At 45.9% G+C, this 20,115-nt stretch carries 10 protein-coding genes; 6 read left to right on the forward strand and 4 right to left on the reverse strand.

What is annotated here, in order from left to right:
• Positions 1-61 precede the first annotated feature (61 nt).
• Positions 62-12,610: a retention module-containing protein gene (locus tag DA100_RS13960; protein WP_138972704.1), complete on the forward strand. Its 12,549-nt coding sequence runs from the start codon at positions 62-64 to the stop codon at positions 12,608-12,610.
• 51 nt (positions 12,611-12,661) lie between these two features.
• Here DA100_RS13960 and DA100_RS13965 read toward each other — a convergent pair whose 3' ends face one another.
• Positions 12,662-13,276, reverse strand: coding sequence for a TetR/AcrR family transcriptional regulator (locus DA100_RS13965; protein ID WP_138972705.1), 615 nt, complete (start codon positions 13,274-13,276; stop codon positions 12,662-12,664).
• A gap of 327 nt (positions 13,277-13,603) precedes the next feature.
• Here DA100_RS13965 and DA100_RS13970 point away from each other — a divergent pair, with 327 nt between their 5' ends.
• A complete protein-coding gene (locus DA100_RS13970) occupies positions 13,604-13,750 on the forward strand; it encodes a hypothetical protein (RefSeq protein ID WP_240800929.1) in 147 nt (48 codons plus the stop codon).
• A gap of 30 nt (positions 13,751-13,780) precedes the next feature.
• Here the strand turns inward: DA100_RS13970 and DA100_RS13975 are convergent, their stop codons facing one another.
• Complete coding sequence (locus DA100_RS13975; protein WP_138972706.1) at positions 13,781-14,878, reverse strand: mechanosensitive ion channel family protein; 1,098 nt, start codon at positions 14,876-14,878, stop codon at positions 13,781-13,783.
• A 194-nt stretch (positions 14,879-15,072) separates the two neighbouring features.
• On the opposite strand from DA100_RS13975, the gene DA100_RS13980 reads away from it, so the two are divergent.
• Both DA100_RS13980 and DA100_RS13985 read left to right on the forward strand, forming a co-directional pair.
• Positions 15,073-15,735, forward strand: a complete 663-nt coding sequence (locus DA100_RS13980; RefSeq protein ID WP_138972707.1) for a TrkA family potassium uptake protein — start codon at positions 15,073-15,075, stop codon at positions 15,733-15,735.
• Complete coding sequence (locus DA100_RS13985; protein ID WP_138972708.1) at positions 15,732-17,099, forward strand: TrkH family potassium uptake protein; 1,368 nt, start codon at positions 15,732-15,734, stop codon at positions 17,097-17,099. The genes DA100_RS13980 and DA100_RS13985 overlap by 4 nt, the downstream gene beginning before the upstream one ends.
• Before the next feature lie 4 nt (positions 17,100-17,103).
• Here the strand turns inward: DA100_RS13985 and DA100_RS13990 are convergent, their stop codons facing one another.
• Positions 17,104-17,544, reverse strand: coding sequence for a DUF2850 domain-containing protein (locus DA100_RS13990; protein ID WP_138972709.1), 441 nt, complete (start codon positions 17,542-17,544; stop codon positions 17,104-17,106).
• A gap of 379 nt (positions 17,545-17,923) precedes the next feature.
• On the opposite strand from DA100_RS13990, the gene DA100_RS13995 reads away from it, so the two are divergent.
• Entirely contained in the window at positions 17,924-18,208 is a 285-nt protein-coding gene (locus tag DA100_RS13995) for a pyrimidine/purine nucleoside phosphorylase (RefSeq protein WP_138972710.1), read from the forward strand.
• A 293-nt stretch (positions 18,209-18,501) separates the two neighbouring features.
• Positions 18,502-18,789 carry a hypothetical protein gene (locus DA100_RS14000; RefSeq protein ID WP_138972711.1) on the forward strand — a complete coding sequence of 96 codons (288 nt, stop codon included), beginning with the start codon at positions 18,502-18,504 and terminating at the stop codon, positions 18,787-18,789.
• Here DA100_RS14000 and DA100_RS14005 read toward each other — a convergent pair.
• Positions 18,770-19,945 (reverse strand): GGDEF domain-containing protein, encoded by a 1,176-nt coding sequence (locus tag DA100_RS14005; RefSeq protein WP_138972712.1) that lies wholly within the window; start codon positions 19,943-19,945, stop codon positions 18,770-18,772. The two genes, DA100_RS14000 and DA100_RS14005, sit on opposite strands and share 20 nt — an antisense overlap.
• Between the last annotated feature and the right edge of the window lie 170 nt (positions 19,946-20,115).

A 20,115-nucleotide genomic window follows, 5' to 3' on the forward strand; every position in this document is an offset into this window, starting at 1 on the left:
TGATACCAAGTGTTTCCATCCCCTTGATATTTCATGAGGGAGATGTAGTGAGGAACCGTTTATGGACGTGGATGTTTTGCGCCAAGCTGCTGTGATTAAAGAAATTTCTGGTGATGTAGTTATAGTTTCTCCGGATGGGAAAGCACGTAAAGCCGAAGTCGGTGACACGGTTGCAAAAAATGAGATAGTGATTACGGCGAATCAGTCGACTATTGTGATGGAGTCGCCAACGGCCGCATATCATCTCGATTCAAATGCCATCGCTATAGAGCCCGATGTGGGTGAATGGGGGGCGGTTCCTATTGCCGGCGAAGTCAATTTTGAGCTGGCTAACCTTAGTGACGGTGCGTTCGATGAAGCGGAACTAGCCGCCATTCAAGAAGCTATTTTAGCCGGCGCGGACCCTACAGAATTACTTGAAGCGACTGCCGCTGGCGGCGGAGCAGGTTCTGCAAACGCAGGTTTTGTGACCATTGATTATAATGGTGCAGAAGTGCTAGCAAGCACCTTCTTCGAAACCTCTGCTTTTGCGTCCAATAACCTTGATGAAACCGATGAAGAGGATAGACCATTAGTTTTTTCTGCTGGCGGGGAAAGCGTAAGCGAATCTTTGGTTGAAGGATCTTTATCTCAAGGTACTTACCCACAAACGATCACAAGCTCAGCTACGATTTTGGCTGGCGACTTACCGCTTGATCCCACTTCGTTTATTCCCAACGCTATTTCGCTAGCATCTCTTTTAAGTGAGTTGAATAGCGATATCACTTCTAACGGGCAGCCCGTTACGTTCAGCTACAACGCCAGTGAAAATGCGATTGTTGGCGTTTTAGGTGGCGAAGAATTACTCCGTATTGATATCGATACCAGCAATCTTGGTAAAGACGTTGTTCTTGAACTTACCACCACGATTTCTCAGCCAATTGACCATGTTCCTTCTGTTGCTGGCGGTCAGGTTGCTTTCGACAATGATCAGATTGTCGTGTCTTTCGAAATTGAAGGTAAAGATAGTGGCGGCAACTCGATTCGAACGCCAATTGATGCTCAGGTCACCATCGGGGATGGTGCCAATGCTGAATTTACTGCGATTGATAGCGCCAATGTTTTTGAAGCGGGTCTGAATGATGGATCGGGTGTTGGGGCAACGAATACGGAATTTGAAGGGACGCTTAATGGTGCCTTAGGGAGCGACAAGGTAACTGAACTGCAGATTGATGTTGATGCATTTAATGCGGCGCAGCAGGATTCAGCGATCACCTCGCAAGGTCAAACTATTATTCTGGAAGCCGTTGATGGCCAGCCGGGTGTTTATTCAGGTTATATCTTACTTGAAGGTGTGCGAGTTGATGTACTCAAGATCACTATCGGTGATGTGACCAACAGTGACACTTCATTTAGCGCGGATTACAAAGTAGAGCTTCTGGATGAACTTGATCAGGGGCAGCAGGGCATGGATTCGATCGCTATTCCGCTACCCGTATTCGCGATTGATGCAGATAACGACCAGTCACAACGCTCTCAACTAGTGATTAACGTTGGCGACGATGTTCAGGTCGTTGTCGACGGTAGTTTGACTGTCACAGAACCAGATTTTGGCGCCACTGAAACCAGCAATGAAATTGATGTGATTACTGAGGCCGGGGCGGATAATGGCCAAGTAACGTCGTTTACCTTTGATGGCACTAAGTACCCACTTGAAGAGGGCAAAACCGAATATGCCGTTACTGACGGTACTGTCAAGATCACCGCAGATGGTCAGTTATCCTTTATTGCTGACAGTAATCTTGACCACAAAACCAGCGATACGATTACTCACACCATAGTTGTTACCGTCACCGATAAAGACGGTGACACGCTGACCAGCACCGTGGGTCTTGCGATTGCAGACGGTAAAAATCCGCTGATTAACAGCATCACGTCAGTCGATGTGTTTGAGGCGGGGCTGAATGAAGGTTCACAGGTTGGGGGGACGAACACTACCGCCACGGGCACGATTGACTTTACCACAGGCAGTGACAAAGTCGTCGCGATGGGCATTGATGTTAAGGCGTTTAATGATTCATCGACACTTAAATCAGGCGGTAAGGATGTGGTGCTTGAAGAAGTTTCTACTGGCGTTTATCGCGGCTACATCACCACAGACGATGGTAAACAAGTCGACGTACTGTCTATTATCCTCGATCAAAATAAACTTGGTGAGTACCGCGTCACCTTGCTTGAGGAAGTCGATCATTCAACCCAAGGGCAAGACACTTTAGCGGTCAGCATTCCAGTCTATGCCGTTGACAGTGATGACGACCATTCCGCCAATAGCAACCTAGTGATCAATATTGGTGATGACCTACAAGTGGTCACTAATGGCAGTTTAAGCGTCACCGAACCGGATTATATCGGCACGGCAGCCAGTAACCAGATTGATGTGATTACTGAGGCTGGGGCGGATAATGGCCAAGTAACCTCGTTTACGTTTGATGGTAAAGAATACACGTTCGAAGAGGGCAAAACCGAATACAAAGTCACCGATGGTACAGTAAAAATCAGCGCTGACGGTCAGTTATCCTTTATTGCTAACAGTGACCTTGACCACAAAGCCAGCGATACGATTACCCATATCATAGTGGTTACCGTTACCGATCAAGATGGCGACAAGCTAACCAGCACCGTCAATCTGGATATTACTGATGGTAATGACCCAGTGATCAAAAGCATCACGTCAGTCGATGTGTTTGAGGCGGGGCTGAATGAAGGCTCACAGGTTGGGGGGACGAACACCACCGCCACGGGTCTGATTGACTTTACCACAGGCAGTGACAAAGTCGTCGCGATGGGTATTGATGTTAAGGCGTTTAATGATTCATCGACACTTAAATCAGCTGGTCAGGATGTGGTGCTTGAAAAAGTCTCAGACGGAGTTTATCGCGGCTACATCACGGAGAATAACGTAAAAGTTGATGTCTTCACCATTACACTCGATAAGAGCAATGTCGGTGAGTACAGCGTTACCTTGCATAAAGAAGTTGACCACCCTACGCAGGGGCAGGACAGTCTAGCGGTCAGTATTCCAGTCTATGCCGTTGACAGTGATAACGACCATTCCGCCAATAGCAACCTAGTGATCAATATTGGTGATGACCTACAAGTGGTCACTAACGGCAGTTTAAATGTCACCGAACCGGATCATATCGGCACGGCAGCCAGTAACCAGATTGATGTCATCCCCAAAGCGGGGGCGGAGAACGGTCAAGTAACGTCGTTCACGTTCGATGGCACAAAGTATGCGCTAGAGAGTGGCAAAACCGAATACAAAGTCACCGATGGTACAGTAAAAATCAGCGCTGACGGTCAGTTATCCTTTATTGCTGACAGTAATCTTGACCACAAAACCAGCGATACGATTACTCATACCATCGTTGTGACGGTGACCGATAAAGACGGCGACACGCTGACCAGCACCGTGGGTCTTGCGATTGCAGACGGTAAAAATCCGCTGATTAACAGCATCACGTCAGTCGATGTGTTTGAGGCGGGGCTGAATGAAGGCTCACAGGTTGGGGGGACGAACACCACTGCCACGGGCACGATTGACTTTACCACAGTCAGTGACAAAGTCGTCGCGATGGGCATTGATGTTAAGGCGTTTAATGATTCATCGACACTTAAATCAGCTGGTCAGGATGTGGTGCTTGAAAAAGTCTCAGACGGAGTTTATCGCGGCTACATTACAGAGAACAACGTTAAAGTTGACGTCCTGACTATTAAGCTCGACCAAACTAAGCTTGGCGATTACAGTGTGACACTGCATCAAGAAGTCGATCATGGTGCACAAGGTCAGGATAGCCTGGCTGTGAGTATTCCAGTTTATGCGGTCGACAGCGATAACGATCATTCAGCTAACAGCCAGTTAGTGATAAACATTGGCGATGACTTACAAGTCGTTACTGATGGTAGTCTGAGCGTTACTGAGCCGGATCATATCGGCACGGCAGCCAGTAACGAGATTGATGTGATTACTGAGGCCGGGGCGGATAATGGTCAAGTAACGTCGTTTGCCTTTGATGGTAAAGAATACACGCTCGAAGAGGGCAAAACCGAATATGCCGTTACTGACGGTACGGTTAAGATCACCGCAGATGGTCAGTTATCCTTTATTGCTGACAGTAATCTTGACCACAAAACCAGCGATACGATTACTCACACCATAGTTGTTACCGTTACCGATCAAGATGGCGACAAGCTAACCAGCACCGTCAATCTGGATATTACTGATGGTAATGACCCAGTGATCAAAAGCATCACAGCAGTCGATGTGTTTGAAGCCGGATTGGGTGACGGCTCAGGTTCAGGTGCGACTGACATTACCGCAGAGGGTGTTATTGATGTTACCACTGGCAGTGATGAAGTTGTCGCACTGGCCGTCGATGTTAAAGCATTCAATGATGCCTCGACTCTTACATCGGATGGTAAAGACGTAGTGCTTGAAGAGGTTTCTGCGGGTGTTTATCGCGGGTATATCACTGAGAACGGTGTCAAAGTCGATGTACTGACTATCACGCTCGACCAAGACAAGCTTGGTGAGTACAGCGTTACACTGCACAAAGAAATCGACCACCCTACGCAGGGGCAAGATAGTGTTGCCGTGAGTATCCCGGTTTACGCAGTAGACAGTGATAACGACCATTCCGCGAATAGCCAGTTAGTGATCAACATTGGCGATGATCTTGCCACGATTGATGGCTTTGCAGATGGTAGCAAATTTAAAGTCAACGAAGATGATACCGTGACAGGCTCTTCACCGGGTCAGCCGTACGTTACCGGGGAGTTTGATACAACTCAAGGCGCAGATACGGTCGTTAAGTACGAGTTAGTCAATCTCGGTAGCTCTGAAAGCGGCCTTAAGTCAGGTGGCGTTGAAGTGACAATTCAAGATGTCAGCACACCGACGGGGCCAACTGTATATCATGGCGTTGCCAATGGTAATGTGGTCTTCACGCTTGAATTAGCAAGTGACGGCAGCTACACCTATAGCCAAATTAAAGCGCTCGACCATGCTCAGGGTGAAGATAGCTTAACCATCCCATTTGATGTGGTAGCGATTGATCGTGATGGGGATAAATCCCAACCTATTCGCCTACCTATTGAAGTAACCGATGACAAACCAACTTTAACTGGTACCACTGGTGCTACACAAGTCGATGAAGATGACTTATCTGGAGTGGGCTCAGACCAGAATCACAGCACTCACGTCTCTGGTTCATTCACCGTTACTGAAGGCGCGGATAGTGTTGTTAAATATGAATTAGCCGATGCTGATAAAATTCTCGAAGATTTAACCAGTGGCGGTGAAGACCTTTCATGGCGACCGGTTGCACAAAACGGAGCTGAGTTTAGTTATACAGCGCAAACGGCAAGCGGTGATGCGGTGTTTACCATCATTTTTGATACGGCTGACAATAGCTACCGTTTCGAACTGCTTAAATCCCTCGACCACCTTGCTGGTGACAGAGAGAACAGTCTTCAGATCGATTTCACTATCAAAGCCACTGATTTTGACGGCGATGAGAGTAATGTGATCACTTTGCCTATTCGAGTGGTAGATGATATTCCGACCTTAACGGGACAGGCGCTTACCGCTGAAGAGGGAGAAGGCTGGAGTAGTACGGTCAATATGTTTGCCAATCAGACTGATAAAGGCGCCGACAATGCCACTCTGACCCAGATAGAAGGGACTCAAGACAGTCATGGTGCACAAATCGTATTTGACGATGGAAATGGCAACTACACCAGCGTGGTAGATTTGAAGCCAGGTGCTCAAAGCCTATTTGTATTTGAACAGACTACAGGTTCAGGTGGTCAGGTTAGCCAACGCCATATCGGTTGGTTAGAGGTTAATTCCGATGGTGAAGTCAAGTTCGCAGCGGTTAAAGACCTTGAGCACAGCGGAGATGAAATCAACTTTACAGTCAATATCACGGCAACTGACGGTGATAAGGATACGTCAGTGGTGCCCCTGGATATCACCATCACAGACCATGAAGCTGAGCCGATAGCGCTTAAGGTGGTCACTTTCGAGGATGCGGGTCGCGACTCGCAAATCAACTATGCCGCGGGCAATGAGCCTGAGAGGGAAAATCTACAGGATAATCAAACTGGTCTGGCTGACTCACCAGCTAAAGTAGCACTATCGGTTGATCTATTTGATAGAGATAACGCAGAGGATATTGGTCAGTTGACCATTGAGAAGGGTCAGCACCGAGGCACGTTCTACTACGAAGAAAATGGCGTGTTCTACAAGTTACAACCCAACGCTTCTGGAGATATTATCTTTGATGGCTCGGTTCTAAAACAGAGCTTTACGCAAAATGGCGCGCATACGACGGCCACGATTGACAACCTCTACTTTGTTCCAGATCGTAACTTTTCGACGGGTGGCAAAGGCGTTCAAATCAACTATCAGCTGCAAATTGATAATAATGGCAGCAACGACCATACCCTCGATTCAAGCTTCAATATTGAGATTGAAAGTGTAGCGGATATCGCAACTTGGAATGATGCTAATAGCCAGTATCATTACTCGTTAACCGAAGATGGTGACAACGCTACTCTCGAACTTCAAGCGGTAACCCAAGATAAAACTAGATCAGAGACAATAAGCTATGAACTTCGAGCAACAGCAGGCGAGGGTAAGTTCGAGCTTGTCGACAAAAATGGCCACCCACTGAGTCCGGATAGTAACGGCGTTTATCATGTCTCATCGGCAGATATTAATACCATTCAGGTCAATCCAGTTGATAACTTCTCGGGTACGATTAAGCTGGAAGCCGTCGCAGTGACCACTGAAACTAGAAACCCATTATCAGGTAAAAAGGAGGCACACTCTGCACCACAAGAATTGATCTTCGATGTCGCACCGCAAGCCGACAAAGGTAGCTTCAGCGTTAATCGTATCAATATCTTCGAAGATAATGCAGCCACTCAGGACACGCTTGATCCGACAACTGATCGTGATCCGTTTACCCTTAATGAAGTGATTACCATGTCACGATCGCAAGACAGTGATGGCTCTGAAACGCTTTATGTGCGTATTTCAGGTATCACTGAAGGTGCTGAGTTGGTTTGGGCAGGGAGCGGTGCTAGCCAAATTACAGAAGTGACGGTTAACGGAATTACTTACAAAGAAATCCCATATGACCAGCTTAACAACGTAGAAGTTGTTCCAAAGCTACACAGCAATAATGACTTCAAATTTGATGTCACGGGTGTTGTGAAAGACAGTGCATCTCTGAGTACCGGTACTCAGGTCAGTGAGCAAGTGTTAGGTACTAAAACGGTTAACGTTGAAGTGAAGGGGGGCGTCGACATTCCAAAAGGCGATACGATCGGTTCCGGCTGGACGAATTTCAGTGAGAATGGCGTTGATGGAGTTGAAATCACCATCAAAGAAGATAAAGCGGCCGAACTTAAATTTACGATCCAGTCTGGTGAGCATGCTGACAATGAGCATGACACTTCCGAATCTGTGACGGTTCTACTATCAAACATCCCTCATGGTGTGGTGCTAGAAGACAGCGATGGCACTGTGATTGATTTGAACTTTGTTGGTTATGAAACCGGACCAGATGGTAAACCAGATACGGACAAGCCTATCTACGAAGCGAACATCACAGGTGATGTTAACAAGACTGGCATTGTGATTAAGCCCGTTGCTTCATCAACAGAGAACATCGATTTGAAAGCCACGATCATCGTGACTGAAAACGATGGTCATAGCCGTAGCTTTGAGCAAATTGTGCGCGTCAATGTTGAGCCTGTCATTGATACCAACCTGAATTACAAAAATGAAACCTCAGTTGGCCTTGAGGACTCCGCTATCAGCATCAACTGGTACCCAGAAGGTAAAGATTATCCAGATAGTGATGAGCACTTTACTTCGATTACTATTGGCGGCATTCAGCCTGGTTACACCGTTGAAGTCGCAGGTCAGCCCGTGGCGGTTAACTCCGATGGTACTCTTGTCATAGAGCCTCGACCAGGACAGTCGTTTGCAGACTTTACCACTGAGGCTCTCAAAGACGGCTTTATTAAAATCACGCCACCGAAGGATTCAAGCACAGACTTCGATCTGACGACTAAAGTTGAGATAGAAGAGCGCGATCATGAATACACCAGCGATAATGTTGTTGGTGAAGGTGGACGTGTAACGGCAACGCTTACCGGTTCGGTTCATGTTGAAGTGAGTCCTGTCGTCGAGCCTGAAAACGCTGATAACAGACTGGTTGTGACCAATGAAGCTGGCGATGCTATCCAGACGACAATTCAGGCTGATAATAAAGGTCTGATTCGATTTACCACTAACAGTGATAATACGAGTACAAATGGCGAGTACGTAGTTAAGTACCATAACACCGACGCTTCATCGAATGAGTTGGTACAAGATGTCGTTATTCAGTTGACCGATGAAAAGGGTAATGCATTGTCTGATGCTGTTCTTAGCCAACTGGTGGTGACGGGGGCAGCTTATGAAGGTGATGGTCGTTGGGTGATTGTAAATGAAGACAACTTCAGTATTAGCGCACCTCACGGGCTGGATTTTCACCCTGACCAGCCAAATCAACCGAATGTCTACAACAAGCTCACCTTAACGGTCTACACTCAGGTTATTGATGAAGGCGAAGACGCCCATGAAAATTCACTGATAGATCGTCGTGAAACATCGTTAGAACTTTCATTCCCAGAATTGGTGAATTCAGGCAATGAGGTGGCGGCTTCCATTACGATTGATGACCATGCAATTATCACCGGAACTGAGGATATTCAGGTCGATTTAGGTCATCAATTGAATAACATCATTACCTTCGACCCACCTAAAGGCAATGAGTCTGCCGATGAGGTAACGATAGTCATTGATAGCCATGTGATGATCGGTGGTACCTCGTATCCGCTTCACATCGTCGGTGCAGAAGTAGACTTTGTTGACGGTAAGTATGTATTCCAGACCCATATATCAGATAAAGGTGTGGTTGAACCATTTGATGGTTTAATGCTAAATCTGCCAAAAGACTACTCTGGTGACTTCAAGTTGCCAATCACGGTCATCATTAAAGATACCGCATCAGGCGATGAAAAAACGGCCTCTGCACAGATTGTTGTTAAAGTCGACCCGATAGCCGATGTGGCTGGCGACAAGCCGTCAGTTAGCGTCGAAGTGACTGGTTCACTAGATAGTGCCGGTCAACTTATTGATCAAAATGGTGATGGTATTGCGGACAAAGTTGGCTATGAAGATAGCTACATTCAACTCGATTTTGATCAACAAATCGGCGATACCAACAACGGTGGTGTAGAGGGCGGCAGTGAAGCGTTTAGCTCTATCACTTTAACTCTCGCTCCCCCTGCGGAAGGCGCTTTCTATGAGAAAGTGGTCGCGCTTGATGGCAGTGTATCATTCAAAGAGCTGGGTACTCAGGTTACTTTCTCTAAGAGTGAGATAGCAGCGCATGCGTTAGACAATGTGTTGTTTAAACCAACGCACAACTACCCTACGAGCAATAATGATAACAAGGTAACGATCAATATTACTGGTACCGTGATTGATACAGCGACCTTTAATGAAACTGGGACATCAACGACGACCAATCATACCGACAACTTTTCAACCAGTGTCGAGTTTGAAGTGGTGCCAGTGGTGGATGAAGTGGTTGTAACTGGCCCTGGAGCGCATCCTGATCAATCAATTGAACTGACGGGTACGGAAGATCATCCTATTTCATTGAGCAGTTCAGGAAGCGTTTCTGTTTCACTCACCGACGATGATGGCTCTGAAACATTTGTATCGATTAAGTTTACTAATGTACCGGATGGATTCCTGTTTACAGCGGATCCAACCAGTGGCTACATGGTGAAAAACAATGGCAATGGAGAGTGGAGTGTCAAATTGCCTGCCGGTAGTGGTGATAGCCTTGATTTATCGCATATTTCGGTAGTTCCACCCAAGCATTTCAGTGGTACTGCTGAATTCGGTATCACGGTATTTACTCAAGAATCACTATTGGGTGTCCCAACTGAAGCAAGTAATTTACCGAAGTTTGTAGTGACCGTGCTACCTGAAGGTGACCTTGTTGATACCGATGTGACTGATTCGGTGACGGGAAATGAAGGAACTAATATCGATATCGCTATTAATGCTTCAGTTGTGGATAGGGCCTTGTCTGCCAATGGTGGTGTGATCCATGAAAATGCACCTGAAACCCTTCGCATCGAAGTGACCAACGTGCCACAAGATGCATCAATTTTGTATCCAGATGGTACGCCAGCGAGTTACAACCCTGCCACAGGTGTTTGGACGCTTGAGGTGAATGCCCAGCAGTTGGATAAGATCATTTTTAATTCTGGTCAGCACAACAGTGATGCGGGCAATGCATTAGGAATCAATGGACCGATTCATATCTCAGTTCAGTCGGTCGACAATGGTGCTTTAGGGCCTAAATCTGAATTTGACGTTGATTTGGTGATTGATCCAGTCAACGACCAGCCAACGTTCGTCAATGTGATTGATCTTGAGACAACAGAAGATGTAGTGGGTGGCCTTGCGATTAACCAGTTTGGTATTGCTGATATAGATGCGACCTATGATGACCCTGATGTCACGTACGAGTTGACGCTACAAGTGAATTCAGGAACGCTAGAGTTCCTGAGTGATGCCAAGGTTAACTTTACCATCGCGGCTGATGGCAGTCTTGTTGCTAGCGGAAAACTAGCTGACATCAATGCAGCGTTGGCTACTGGTAAAGTCACCTTTAAACCTGATGCAGACTTTAACGGGCCGGTTACTGTGACAGCGACTGTGGATGACGGTGGCAATAACGGTACGATTGATCCAGGTGATAGTTCAACGTCTTCAACCAATCAGACAACCTTTGTGATTAACGTTACTGAGGTAAATGATGCGCCTGTGCCAAAAGACTTTGACTTAGGTGATTTGCAAGAAGAAGGCAGCCTGACCATCAGCGTACAAGACTTGATTGATGGCACTTTTGATAAAGAAGGCAACACAATCAGCGTTGAAAGTCTGACCCTCGTCGAAGGTCAGGGTACCTTAGTTCAACAAGGCGATAACTGGGTGTTTGTTGCTGCGAAAGACTACAACGGCCCGGTGAAGATTAGCTACGTGGTTAAAGATGATGGCACGACCCATGGTCAAGCGGATCATCAGACGGGTACTGCTGAGATCACCTTCGACGTAACTCCGTTTAATGACAAGCCTATGTTGGATATTAATGACATTACCGCGCAGATTAATGAAGATGTAAACCAACAGCTAAGTGGCATCTCAGTCAGTGATGTCGATTATGTTGGTGCTTCTGCTAATGACCTGATGACGGTCACGCTAAGTGTAGATGACGGTACACTTTCTCTCGTTGCTCCTTCTGGTTCGAGTGTTACTGCGACAGGCAACGGTAGCGGTACTCTGACGTTGTTAGGCACGCTCGCTGATCTTAACGCGTTACTTGATAAACCAAGCAGTAATAATGTTGGTGTATTCATTGATGCGAGTTCTGTGTCAGGAAATAGCGTCGATTTGCAAGTCACAGCGAAAGACAGCTGGAACTCTTCAGGTCTTGCGCTAGAGGCTGATCCAAAGAACTACACCATTACCGTTAATCCAGTCGCGGATGCGCCAACCCTAACACTTGATAGCAGATATAACTTCAACAAGCACATTACTGCAACCCAAAGCGCCAGCACGAGCGGAATTACGATTGTAGGCATTATGGCTGCGCTAACTGATACAAGCGAAGCGCTTACATTAGAAGTGAGGGATGTTCCTGCCAGTGCGATGATTGAGAGCACTACAGGTTCGGTAACTCTGGTCGGAGACGTATGGCATGTCTCATCGCAGGCAATTGATGGCTTGGTCATTAAAAATGTGAGTGACGGAGATCATACACTGCAGATCACCGCGGTATCACAGGAGCTTGCGCAAGATGGCAGCGTCATTGATCAGGCTGTATCAAGCAACCACATCGAAATTAACTTGAATGTGGTCAACAATATCACTGACTTAGAGATCAACCGTGCATCGGAAACCGCAGCGGTTCGTCTGGATGGCAGTGGCTCAAATAGCACGCTGACGGGCGGTAGTGGCAATGATTTCCTTGAGGGTGGTTCAGGACACGATGTGTTAATTGGCGGAGCCGGTGATGACCAACTTGACGGTGGCGATGGCAACGACACTCTTTATGGTGGTTTAGGCTCGGATATTCTCATTGGTGGTGCGGGTATGGATACCTTTGTCTGGGATCATATCGATGGGGGTTCACTCGACACCATTAAAGACTTCAAGGTGAGCGAAGGTGATAAGATTGATCTGCGCGAAGTGCTCCCTGAATTGAAGCAAAATACGCTTGATATGGATAGCCTACTTGAACATCTTGATGTGAAGGTGGATGGTGACAACGTTGAGCTCCATATCCATCCATCAGGTACAGGTGCAGAGGGGCAGTCGATTCTGGTTGAGAACCTTGCCCATCAGTTGGATAGTGACTTCGGTACATTATCACATGCTGATATGGTCTCATCACTACTGGAACATGTGATGGTTCACGATAACAACTAATCTACAACGCCCCTCAATGAGGGGCGTTTTTCTTGTTACTAAGCGCTAAGATCATTTGGAACCGATCTGATAAGTGGCGACAAAACTTGCAACAGCCATTCTGACTGCCTGTTCAACTTGCTGACAGGTTGGAGGTGGTAAATGGGCGATCAACTGAGGCCAGAAAACGACCGCCTTGATACTTCCAATATACTGTTCAATAGCCGCTGAAACATCCTGTATGTCAAGAACACCCGCATCAATCCCCTGCTGAGCCCAACGTTGTAAGCCATAAGAATCTTCGATTGACTCAAACTTGGCAACCAACACCTTCGATGTATCCTGACAGCGTATACATTCTGCCATCACTAACCGAGCGGTGATTTGAAAGTCTTGATTGCTGATATAGCACATCTGCTTGAGCGTATAATCGAGCAACTGTTGGTTAAGCGGGAGTGTAGGCTCAAACTCGACGGTAGTCTGGTCATCAAACCGACACATCAGCTTATCAACGATGACGTCAAACAGAGCTTCTTTGTTGGGGTAGTACTTGTAGAGGGTGCGTTTAGAAACACCTGCGTGTTTAGAGATCCCCTCCATGCTCGCCTGATCGAACCCTTTGCTAGAAAAAACTTCGATCGCAGACTTGATGATATCTTCTTGTTTTATATCACTTCTTTTAATCATTTAGTCACCCTAACAGCTAAAAAGTAAACGACGATGTTTACTTGTGTTTGGTAGTGTCTAAAGTATACACCATCGTTTACTTTTTGGGGGATTGAGCTAGGAAAAATAGAGCAATTCGTTTGGTGGCAAAAGCCTCAGTTACATGCCGCAAACGTTCAGCTAAATAATCAAAAATCATATTATTAACTTCATAATAAATAATGTTTTTTTTATTGTTAGCCTGCTGTTTACAGGCTTTTCTATATTCTCGCTATTAAAACTTTTGTTTCCATTGATTATTTGTATACTATTGAACAATATGAAACAGGTTGGCTTAGGGAGTAGCACATGGAACACGAGCAGAGTCAATTTGAATGGTTCGGCGCAGGGTGGTTGTTTGGTCTTTGTTTTGCGATCTGTTTGACGATGATCTGGCTTTACGCCGTCGCTTCAAGAACAGAAGATCGCGTAGAAAGAGAGGTTGCGATCCAGTAGCCCGAATTATCGGGCTACTGAAGACGCTAACTACTTGCTAAGTTGTGGCTCTGATTCGCCAGCGTGTTGCGGTTCCAACTGAATCGTTTGGGTTGGAAAGGCGATATCCGCTCCGTTTTGTTGGATGATATCGTAAATTTGCAGCAATACATCTTGCTTTACTTCGTGGTAGCGAATCCAGTTGACTGTTTTGGTGAAGGTGTAGACCAGTAAAGTCAGAGATGACGGCGCAAAACCATTGAAGTTGACGATCAACGTCTGCTTAGTATCGATATCGGGATGCTTCTGTAACATCGATTTGATGTCAGCGACGATCTTTTCAACCTTCGCCCCATCTTTATAACGGATGCCGATGTTCTCATTAATGCGTCGATTGAGCATACGTGATGGGTTCTCAACCACGATATTGCTGAATACAGAATTAGGGACATAAATCGGACGTTTATCAAAGGTACGAATGATGGTCATTCGCCAGCCAATTCTCTCTACCGTTCCTTCGATTTGACGGTCGGGAGAGCGGATCCAGTCGCCAACTTTAAACGGACGATCGAAGTAAATCATCATTCCACCGAAGAAGTTGGAGAGCAAATCTTTTGCTGCCAAACCGACGATCAGGCCACCCACACCACCGAAGGTTAACAGACCCGACAGACTGAGGCCAAACGCCTGCATCACGGTTAATGCGCCTATGACGATAAAGAATAGGCGTGACACCTTGGCAACGGCTTGAACTGTGGTTTCGTCGCGCGTTTTTTTGCTGAGTACATACTCTTCGATATTGTTGATCAGACGCATAGTGATCCAAACAAAGATCGCGATGACCAAAATGAGCTTCAAGGTACTTAGCCAATTGAGTTTCGATCCCATGTAATCTTCGAGGAAAAATCCTAAGGAAATGGTCGCAGGCCAGCACCAAATCAACGTGCTTATGGGTGTTTTGAGAGCGTGAAGAGTGAGGTCATCCCAATGAAACCGAGTCTTGTTGACCAAAATTTCTAGTCGACTGTAGACAATGCGCCAAGCAATCCATGCGATGAAGCTGCCGATGGTAATAAGTAATACATTGGTGTCCCAGCTTTGCAGCAGAGTCGCCAGTGGTTGTGGCAAATATGTGATTAACTCGTTCATTTTTGACTCAATTTCTTTCTGTTGTGGCATAAGTATAAGGGTTTGCCTATACCCAAACTAGTGACATTATGCTCAGAGGTCTATGAATATAAACATGAAAGTTAAAACGATGTCAGAATATTTGATTCAATTTGATAAGCGAACTCGTCAGGAGCACACTGTCAAATCTAGTCATTATGCGAATAAGGTAAACCATGAAATCAGGTGATAAACAATATGCAGTGATTGGCTTAGGTCGATTTGGCCTATCTGTTTGTCAAGAACTGCAACAATCCGGCGCCGAGGTTTTGGCTATTGATATCGATGAAGATCGAGTTAGAGCCGTTGCGGGTTTTGTCAGTCAAGCTTTAGTGGCGAACTGTGCGATAGAAGAGACGGTTGCCGAGCTAAGATTGAGCGACTACGACATGGTGATGATCGCAATTGGTTCTGACGTAAATGCCAGTATTTTAACGACTCTCGTAGTTAAAGAGGCTGGGGTAAAAACTGTCTGGGTAAAAGCCAATGATAAAAACCATGCGAAGATACTAAGCAAAATAGGTGCAGACCACGTCATTATGCCGGAACGTGATATGGGGATTCGTGTTGCTCGAAAAATGCTTGATAAACGAGTGCTTGAATTTCAAGAGTTGGGCTCCGATCTTGCCATGACCGAAATTGTGGTTGGCTCACGCTTGTTAGGGAAGACGCTAGGGGATCTTGCTTTATGTAAGGAGCAAGGTGTTGAAGTTTTAGGCTTTAAACGTGGACCGAATATCACCAAGGCACCGGATCTCGATCGAACTTTGGAGATTGGTGACCTGATCATTATTGTTGGCCCTAGTGAAACCTTGTCGAGAAAGCTGAGTTCATTATGAGTCCGTTCAGTCGAAGGGATCTGTTTTACGCATTAGACCCCGAGAAAAAACAGAGTAAAGGCTCAGAGCCGAGAGTTATTCTGATCAGTTTTTTAAGTGTGTTAATACCCTCTGCGGTGCTGCTCACTCTCCCCGTTTTCTCGGTGAGTGGGCTTTCAATCACGGATGCACTATTTACTGCGACCTCCGCCATTAGTGTGACTGGGTTGGGCGTCGTCGATACGGCTGAGCACTTTACCCATTCAGGTAAAGTCTTGTTAATGCTGTTGATGCAGATAGGTGGCTTAGGCCAGATGACCCTGTCTGCGGTTCTCCTCTATATGTTTGGAGTGAGGCTGACCTTAAAACAACAAGCGTTAGCTAAAGATGCATTGGGGCAAGACCGACAAGTTAACCTGAGACTGCTGGTGAAGCGGATCATCATTTTTGCCTGTATTGCCGAATCGATTGGGTTTGCGTTGCTAGCATTTCGTTGGGTGCCTGAACTGGGTTGGGGAGAAGGACTGTTCTATGCGATGTTCCACGCAATCTCGGCGTTCAACAATGCTGGCTTTGCTTTGTTCTCAGATAGCCTAATGAGTTTTGTTGATGACCCTTGGATAATTTTTACGCTTTCAGCACTATTCATTCTTGGCGGCTTAGGGTTTACGGTGATTGGTGACGTATCTAGCAATTGGAGAGGTGGCTTTCGCACCTTGCAACTGCATACCAAGATAATGCTAGTCGCAACGCCTGCATTACTCTTGGTTGGTACCGTGCTGTTTTGGCTGCTGGAAAAATCGAATCCAGCAACCATGGCGGATTTGACGCCATCAGGCCAATGGCTCGCAGCGTTTTTTCAGTCAGCGAGTTCTCGAACAGCAGGTTTTAACAGTGTCGATTTGGCACACTTTACTCAGCCCGCTTTGCTCATCATGATTATTCTGATGTTGATTGGTGCGGGATCTACTTCTACTGGCGGTGGGATAAAAGTGTCAACGTTTGCAGTGGCGTTCGTGGCGACTTGGGCTTTCCTTCGTCAGAAGAAGCACGTGGTCATGTTTAAGCGTACTGTTGGCTGGCCTGTGGTGACTAAGTCTTTGGCGATTATAGTCGTGAGTGGTGCGATTTTAACCATAGCGATGTTTTTGTTGATGATTACCGAACAGGCGAGTTTTGACAAAGTCATGTTTGAAACCATCTCGGCGTTTGCAACGGTGGGGCTTACCGCGGGTCTAACCGCTGAATTATCAGAGCCGGGGAAATACATCATGATCGTTGTGATGATAATCGGTCGAATTGGGCCGTTAACGTTGGCCTATATGCTGGCACGCCCTGAACCGACGTTGGTCAAGCATCCCGAGGGTATGGTGTTAACTGGTTAAAAGATTACTTTTCGCTAAAGTGGTCTGAAAGGGCGGAACGGCGATTCTTCGCTGAACCGCCTCCATCCATATCGATGGTGTTCTCATATCCCTCTTTCACGAAACGCTGAGTAGGGCTATTTGGCTGGAGACGCCTCAGCTGTGGTGAGTTAAACGTGCCGGCAACTTGATAGACAGAGGTTCCTCCCCCCGTACTGACGGTTATCCGCTTGCCATCAAAGTCAAATTGGGTCGCGATAAGTCGGTCATTTCTAAAGACCCCTTGAGCATTTAACGTCAGAACTTCTGTCTGGTAAGGTGGCGCTCCTACTTCAATCCAGCGCCCGTAGACATGCTTCGGGTGAACATAGTCTTGGTAACTAAAGTAAAGTAGACTCGAGAATCCTAGAGCGAGTAATACAAAAATAGTTGCAGCGACGGTTTTTATGGCAGAACTCTTGATCATAACAGCGGATAGTCGCCTTAAGTATTGATTGAAAACAGCACGTGAGCTTGTAAAGGATAGAGCGTAGCATAATTTTGCATTGTTAATCTTTGAACCTCTGCCCAAAAAGTAATGTACGAATTTTCTGAATGTTACTTACAGTCTAGCCCAACGGTGGAAAACCACGGAATTAAGTGAGTTAAGTTTGTTTGTACGCCATTACTAGAGATTTGTTTTACCTATGGTTTATTTGTCGATAATTAAACGTACTCTTTGAGCATATGTTAGTGAGGGAGTCCACCGTTATTACTCTCTTCAATCGGTATAGTGGTTGCTGAAATAGGACAATTCATATAAAACAAGGTTTTGCTTCTATGACGGAATATCGACGGAGAATGAAATGATCAAAGCAAACAGCTATTTTGAAGGACAAGTACAGTCACTAGGTTTTTCTCAACAAGACGGAGAGTCGAGCGTTGGGGTAATGGCTCCTGGAGAGTACACCTTTGGTACTGCTGCGGCAGAGCGCATGACAGTTGTTAAGGGTGCGCTTACCGTTAAAAAAGCGGGTGAAGACGAGTGGGTGACTTATGAGGCGGGTTCATCATTCCATGTCGAAAGTGACTCTTCATTTGACCTGAAAGTTTCTGTCTCAACGGCTTATCTATGTGAGTACTTAGGCTAGTTTTTGTTTGCCTGAGGTTATTAGCACAATGACTTCAGGCACATTCATTTTGACAATCAAATTGACCCTCGCACTTGATTGCCTTCTTCTCTTTTGTTCAATCTTATTTAAATTAATACCTTACCTAACTTTACTCGTCTGGTATAAAACTTGCTAAACATCTATAGGGCTTGTTAAGCCAAGTTTTACGTATAATTAATCGGAAATCTCGAATATAACCTCAGTTATTAGCAATTTTATTAATGTAACTATTGGATATAATTAAACAAGAATAAGCTTGAGAGGAGGTGCTTATGGCTGTTGTACCAAAACACACTGACTCCCATAGTCGTTACGATCCGAGTAAGGAATTGACGGCCGACCAATTGCATCGCTTTGGCAAGGTTGCTCACAAAGCGCAAAAGCGTCGTGAGGAGGAAGTCGAAAGAGGAACGATTGCTGCTACTGCGAGAGCTGCTCGCGAAGCCGCATTTAGACCTATTGTGACACCAAAACGAGATAAACCTAATACGATCCGCTATGCGGCTTGGTTGATCGTGGTCATGGCGATATCGTTGTGGCTTATGTACATGACCGGTTAAACTTTTTTATTGGTGTTACCTTAGACAAGTCACCGGCGTGTTCGACATTGTTTTGAAAGTCATTGTCATAGCCACGATAAAATCGGTATTGGTTTTTGCCTTTATGTTTGGCGGCGTACATCGCTTTATCGGCACAACGAGTGAGTTCGGGCAGGTTAGTCGCATCCTGAGGATAGAGCGCCACTCCTGCGCTGACGGTGAGTTCATTAATGCGTTCCGATGCTTGATAGCTGTCAGAGAACACCTGACATATCCTTTGAAGAATACCCTCCAAATCCTTTATTGAGTTTACATCGTAGAGCAGCAGAACAAACTCGTCTCCCGCAAAACGAGCAATAGAATAATCATGTCTGTCGGTTTGACGATCTTTGTTACGGATGTTGTTTTTGAGCCGATTCGCGAGATGTTGTAAGACTCGGTCGCCAACGTCGTGTCCGTAGGTGTCGTTAATCGCTTTAAAGTTGTCGATATCGAGAAACACCATTGCCGTCACCTTGTTGCTGTTCTTTTGTTCTTCTAGTTTGCCAGCGGCCCAACTTTCAAAGCTCCATCGATTAGCAAGTCCAGTGAGTTGATCCAAATAAGCGAGATCTTCAATCCCTTCTTTATAGAGTTCTTGCACATATTTCATCACTTTAGAGTAATAGAAAGCTGCGACATTGCAGAGTACACAGAGCGCAAGCAAGCTCACTACAAAGCGTCCCTGAGAAGCATCGGTAGTGTAAGGGGAAGCCTGTGCGAAAAGTACCGCGAGAGCAGCAACAACGCACAGACCAGAGCTTAAAATCGCGCCAGTTTTGAAGTTGTTGGCGAAAATAAGCACCGCAACTATAGGATAAAGCCATAGAATCCGATCTGGCACATGTTCACCATAAATCAGTAATAAAGTGGCTTGAAACAATAATATCCCACTCAAAACTACGTCACAGTGGTTGTGGCGTAGTTGCTTGAATAAGTAGTAGAGATTAACCATTAATACAGTGGCTGAGAAAAAATTCACCGAGGCAAAGAAGTAGTCTTGAGTGGTGAGCCTTAACACACCATAGCTAAGCAAGACCACAATGGCAATAATCGAACAGAGTAGCACAAGCTTGCTCTTGCGCGTTGCTCTGATATCCGCCATTTCAGCCATCTGTCGCCCAGCAAATTGTGGCATATAGTCATTATCCTTTACACATAACCCCTCAAGCAAAGTCTAGAAGAAAAAACAAAGTCTGAACGAGCCATGAAATTCGCAAAAATAAGAGTAATCAGTAATTTATATGCCATTCGGTGCTTATTGGTTGTGAGGTGTATTAGTTGTACTGAGTTTTGACGCATATGTAA

The organism is Vibrio sp. Hep-1b-8 (assembly GCF_006124995.1).
Classification (GTDB): Bacteria; Pseudomonadota; Gammaproteobacteria; order Enterobacterales; family Vibrionaceae; genus Vibrio.

What these genes read in the sequence shown, in the direction of transcription:
- DA100_RS13975 (WP_138972706.1), bottom strand. Translation starts at nt 14,878, where the DNA reads ATGAACGAGTTAATCACATATTTGCCACAACCACTGGCGACTCTGCTG.
- DA100_RS14000 (WP_138972711.1), top strand. Translation starts at nt 18,502, where the DNA reads ATGGCTGTTGTACCAAAACACACTGACTCCCATAGTCGTTACGATCCG.
- DA100_RS13990 (WP_138972709.1), bottom strand. Translation starts at nt 17,544, where the DNA reads ATGATCAAGAGTTCTGCCATAAAAACCGTCGCTGCAACTATTTTTGTA.
- DA100_RS13965 (WP_138972705.1), bottom strand. Translation starts at nt 13,276, where the DNA reads ATGATTAAAAGAAGTGATATAAAACAAGAAGATATCATCAAGTCTGCG.
- DA100_RS13970 (WP_240800929.1), top strand. Translation starts at nt 13,604, where the DNA reads ATGGAACACGAGCAGAGTCAATTTGAATGGTTCGGCGCAGGGTGGTTG.
- DA100_RS13980 (WP_138972707.1), top strand. Translation starts at nt 15,073, where the DNA reads ATGAAATCAGGTGATAAACAATATGCAGTGATTGGCTTAGGTCGATTT.
- DA100_RS13995 (WP_138972710.1), top strand. Translation starts at nt 17,924, where the DNA reads ATGATCAAAGCAAACAGCTATTTTGAAGGACAAGTACAGTCACTAGGT.
- DA100_RS14005 (WP_138972712.1), bottom strand. Translation starts at nt 19,945, where the DNA reads ATGCCACAATTTGCTGGGCGACAGATGGCTGAAATGGCGGATATCAGA.
- DA100_RS13960 (WP_138972704.1), top strand. Translation starts at nt 62, where the DNA reads ATGGACGTGGATGTTTTGCGCCAAGCTGCTGTGATTAAAGAAATTTCT.
- DA100_RS13985 (WP_138972708.1), top strand. Translation starts at nt 15,732, where the DNA reads ATGAGTCCGTTCAGTCGAAGGGATCTGTTTTACGCATTAGACCCCGAG.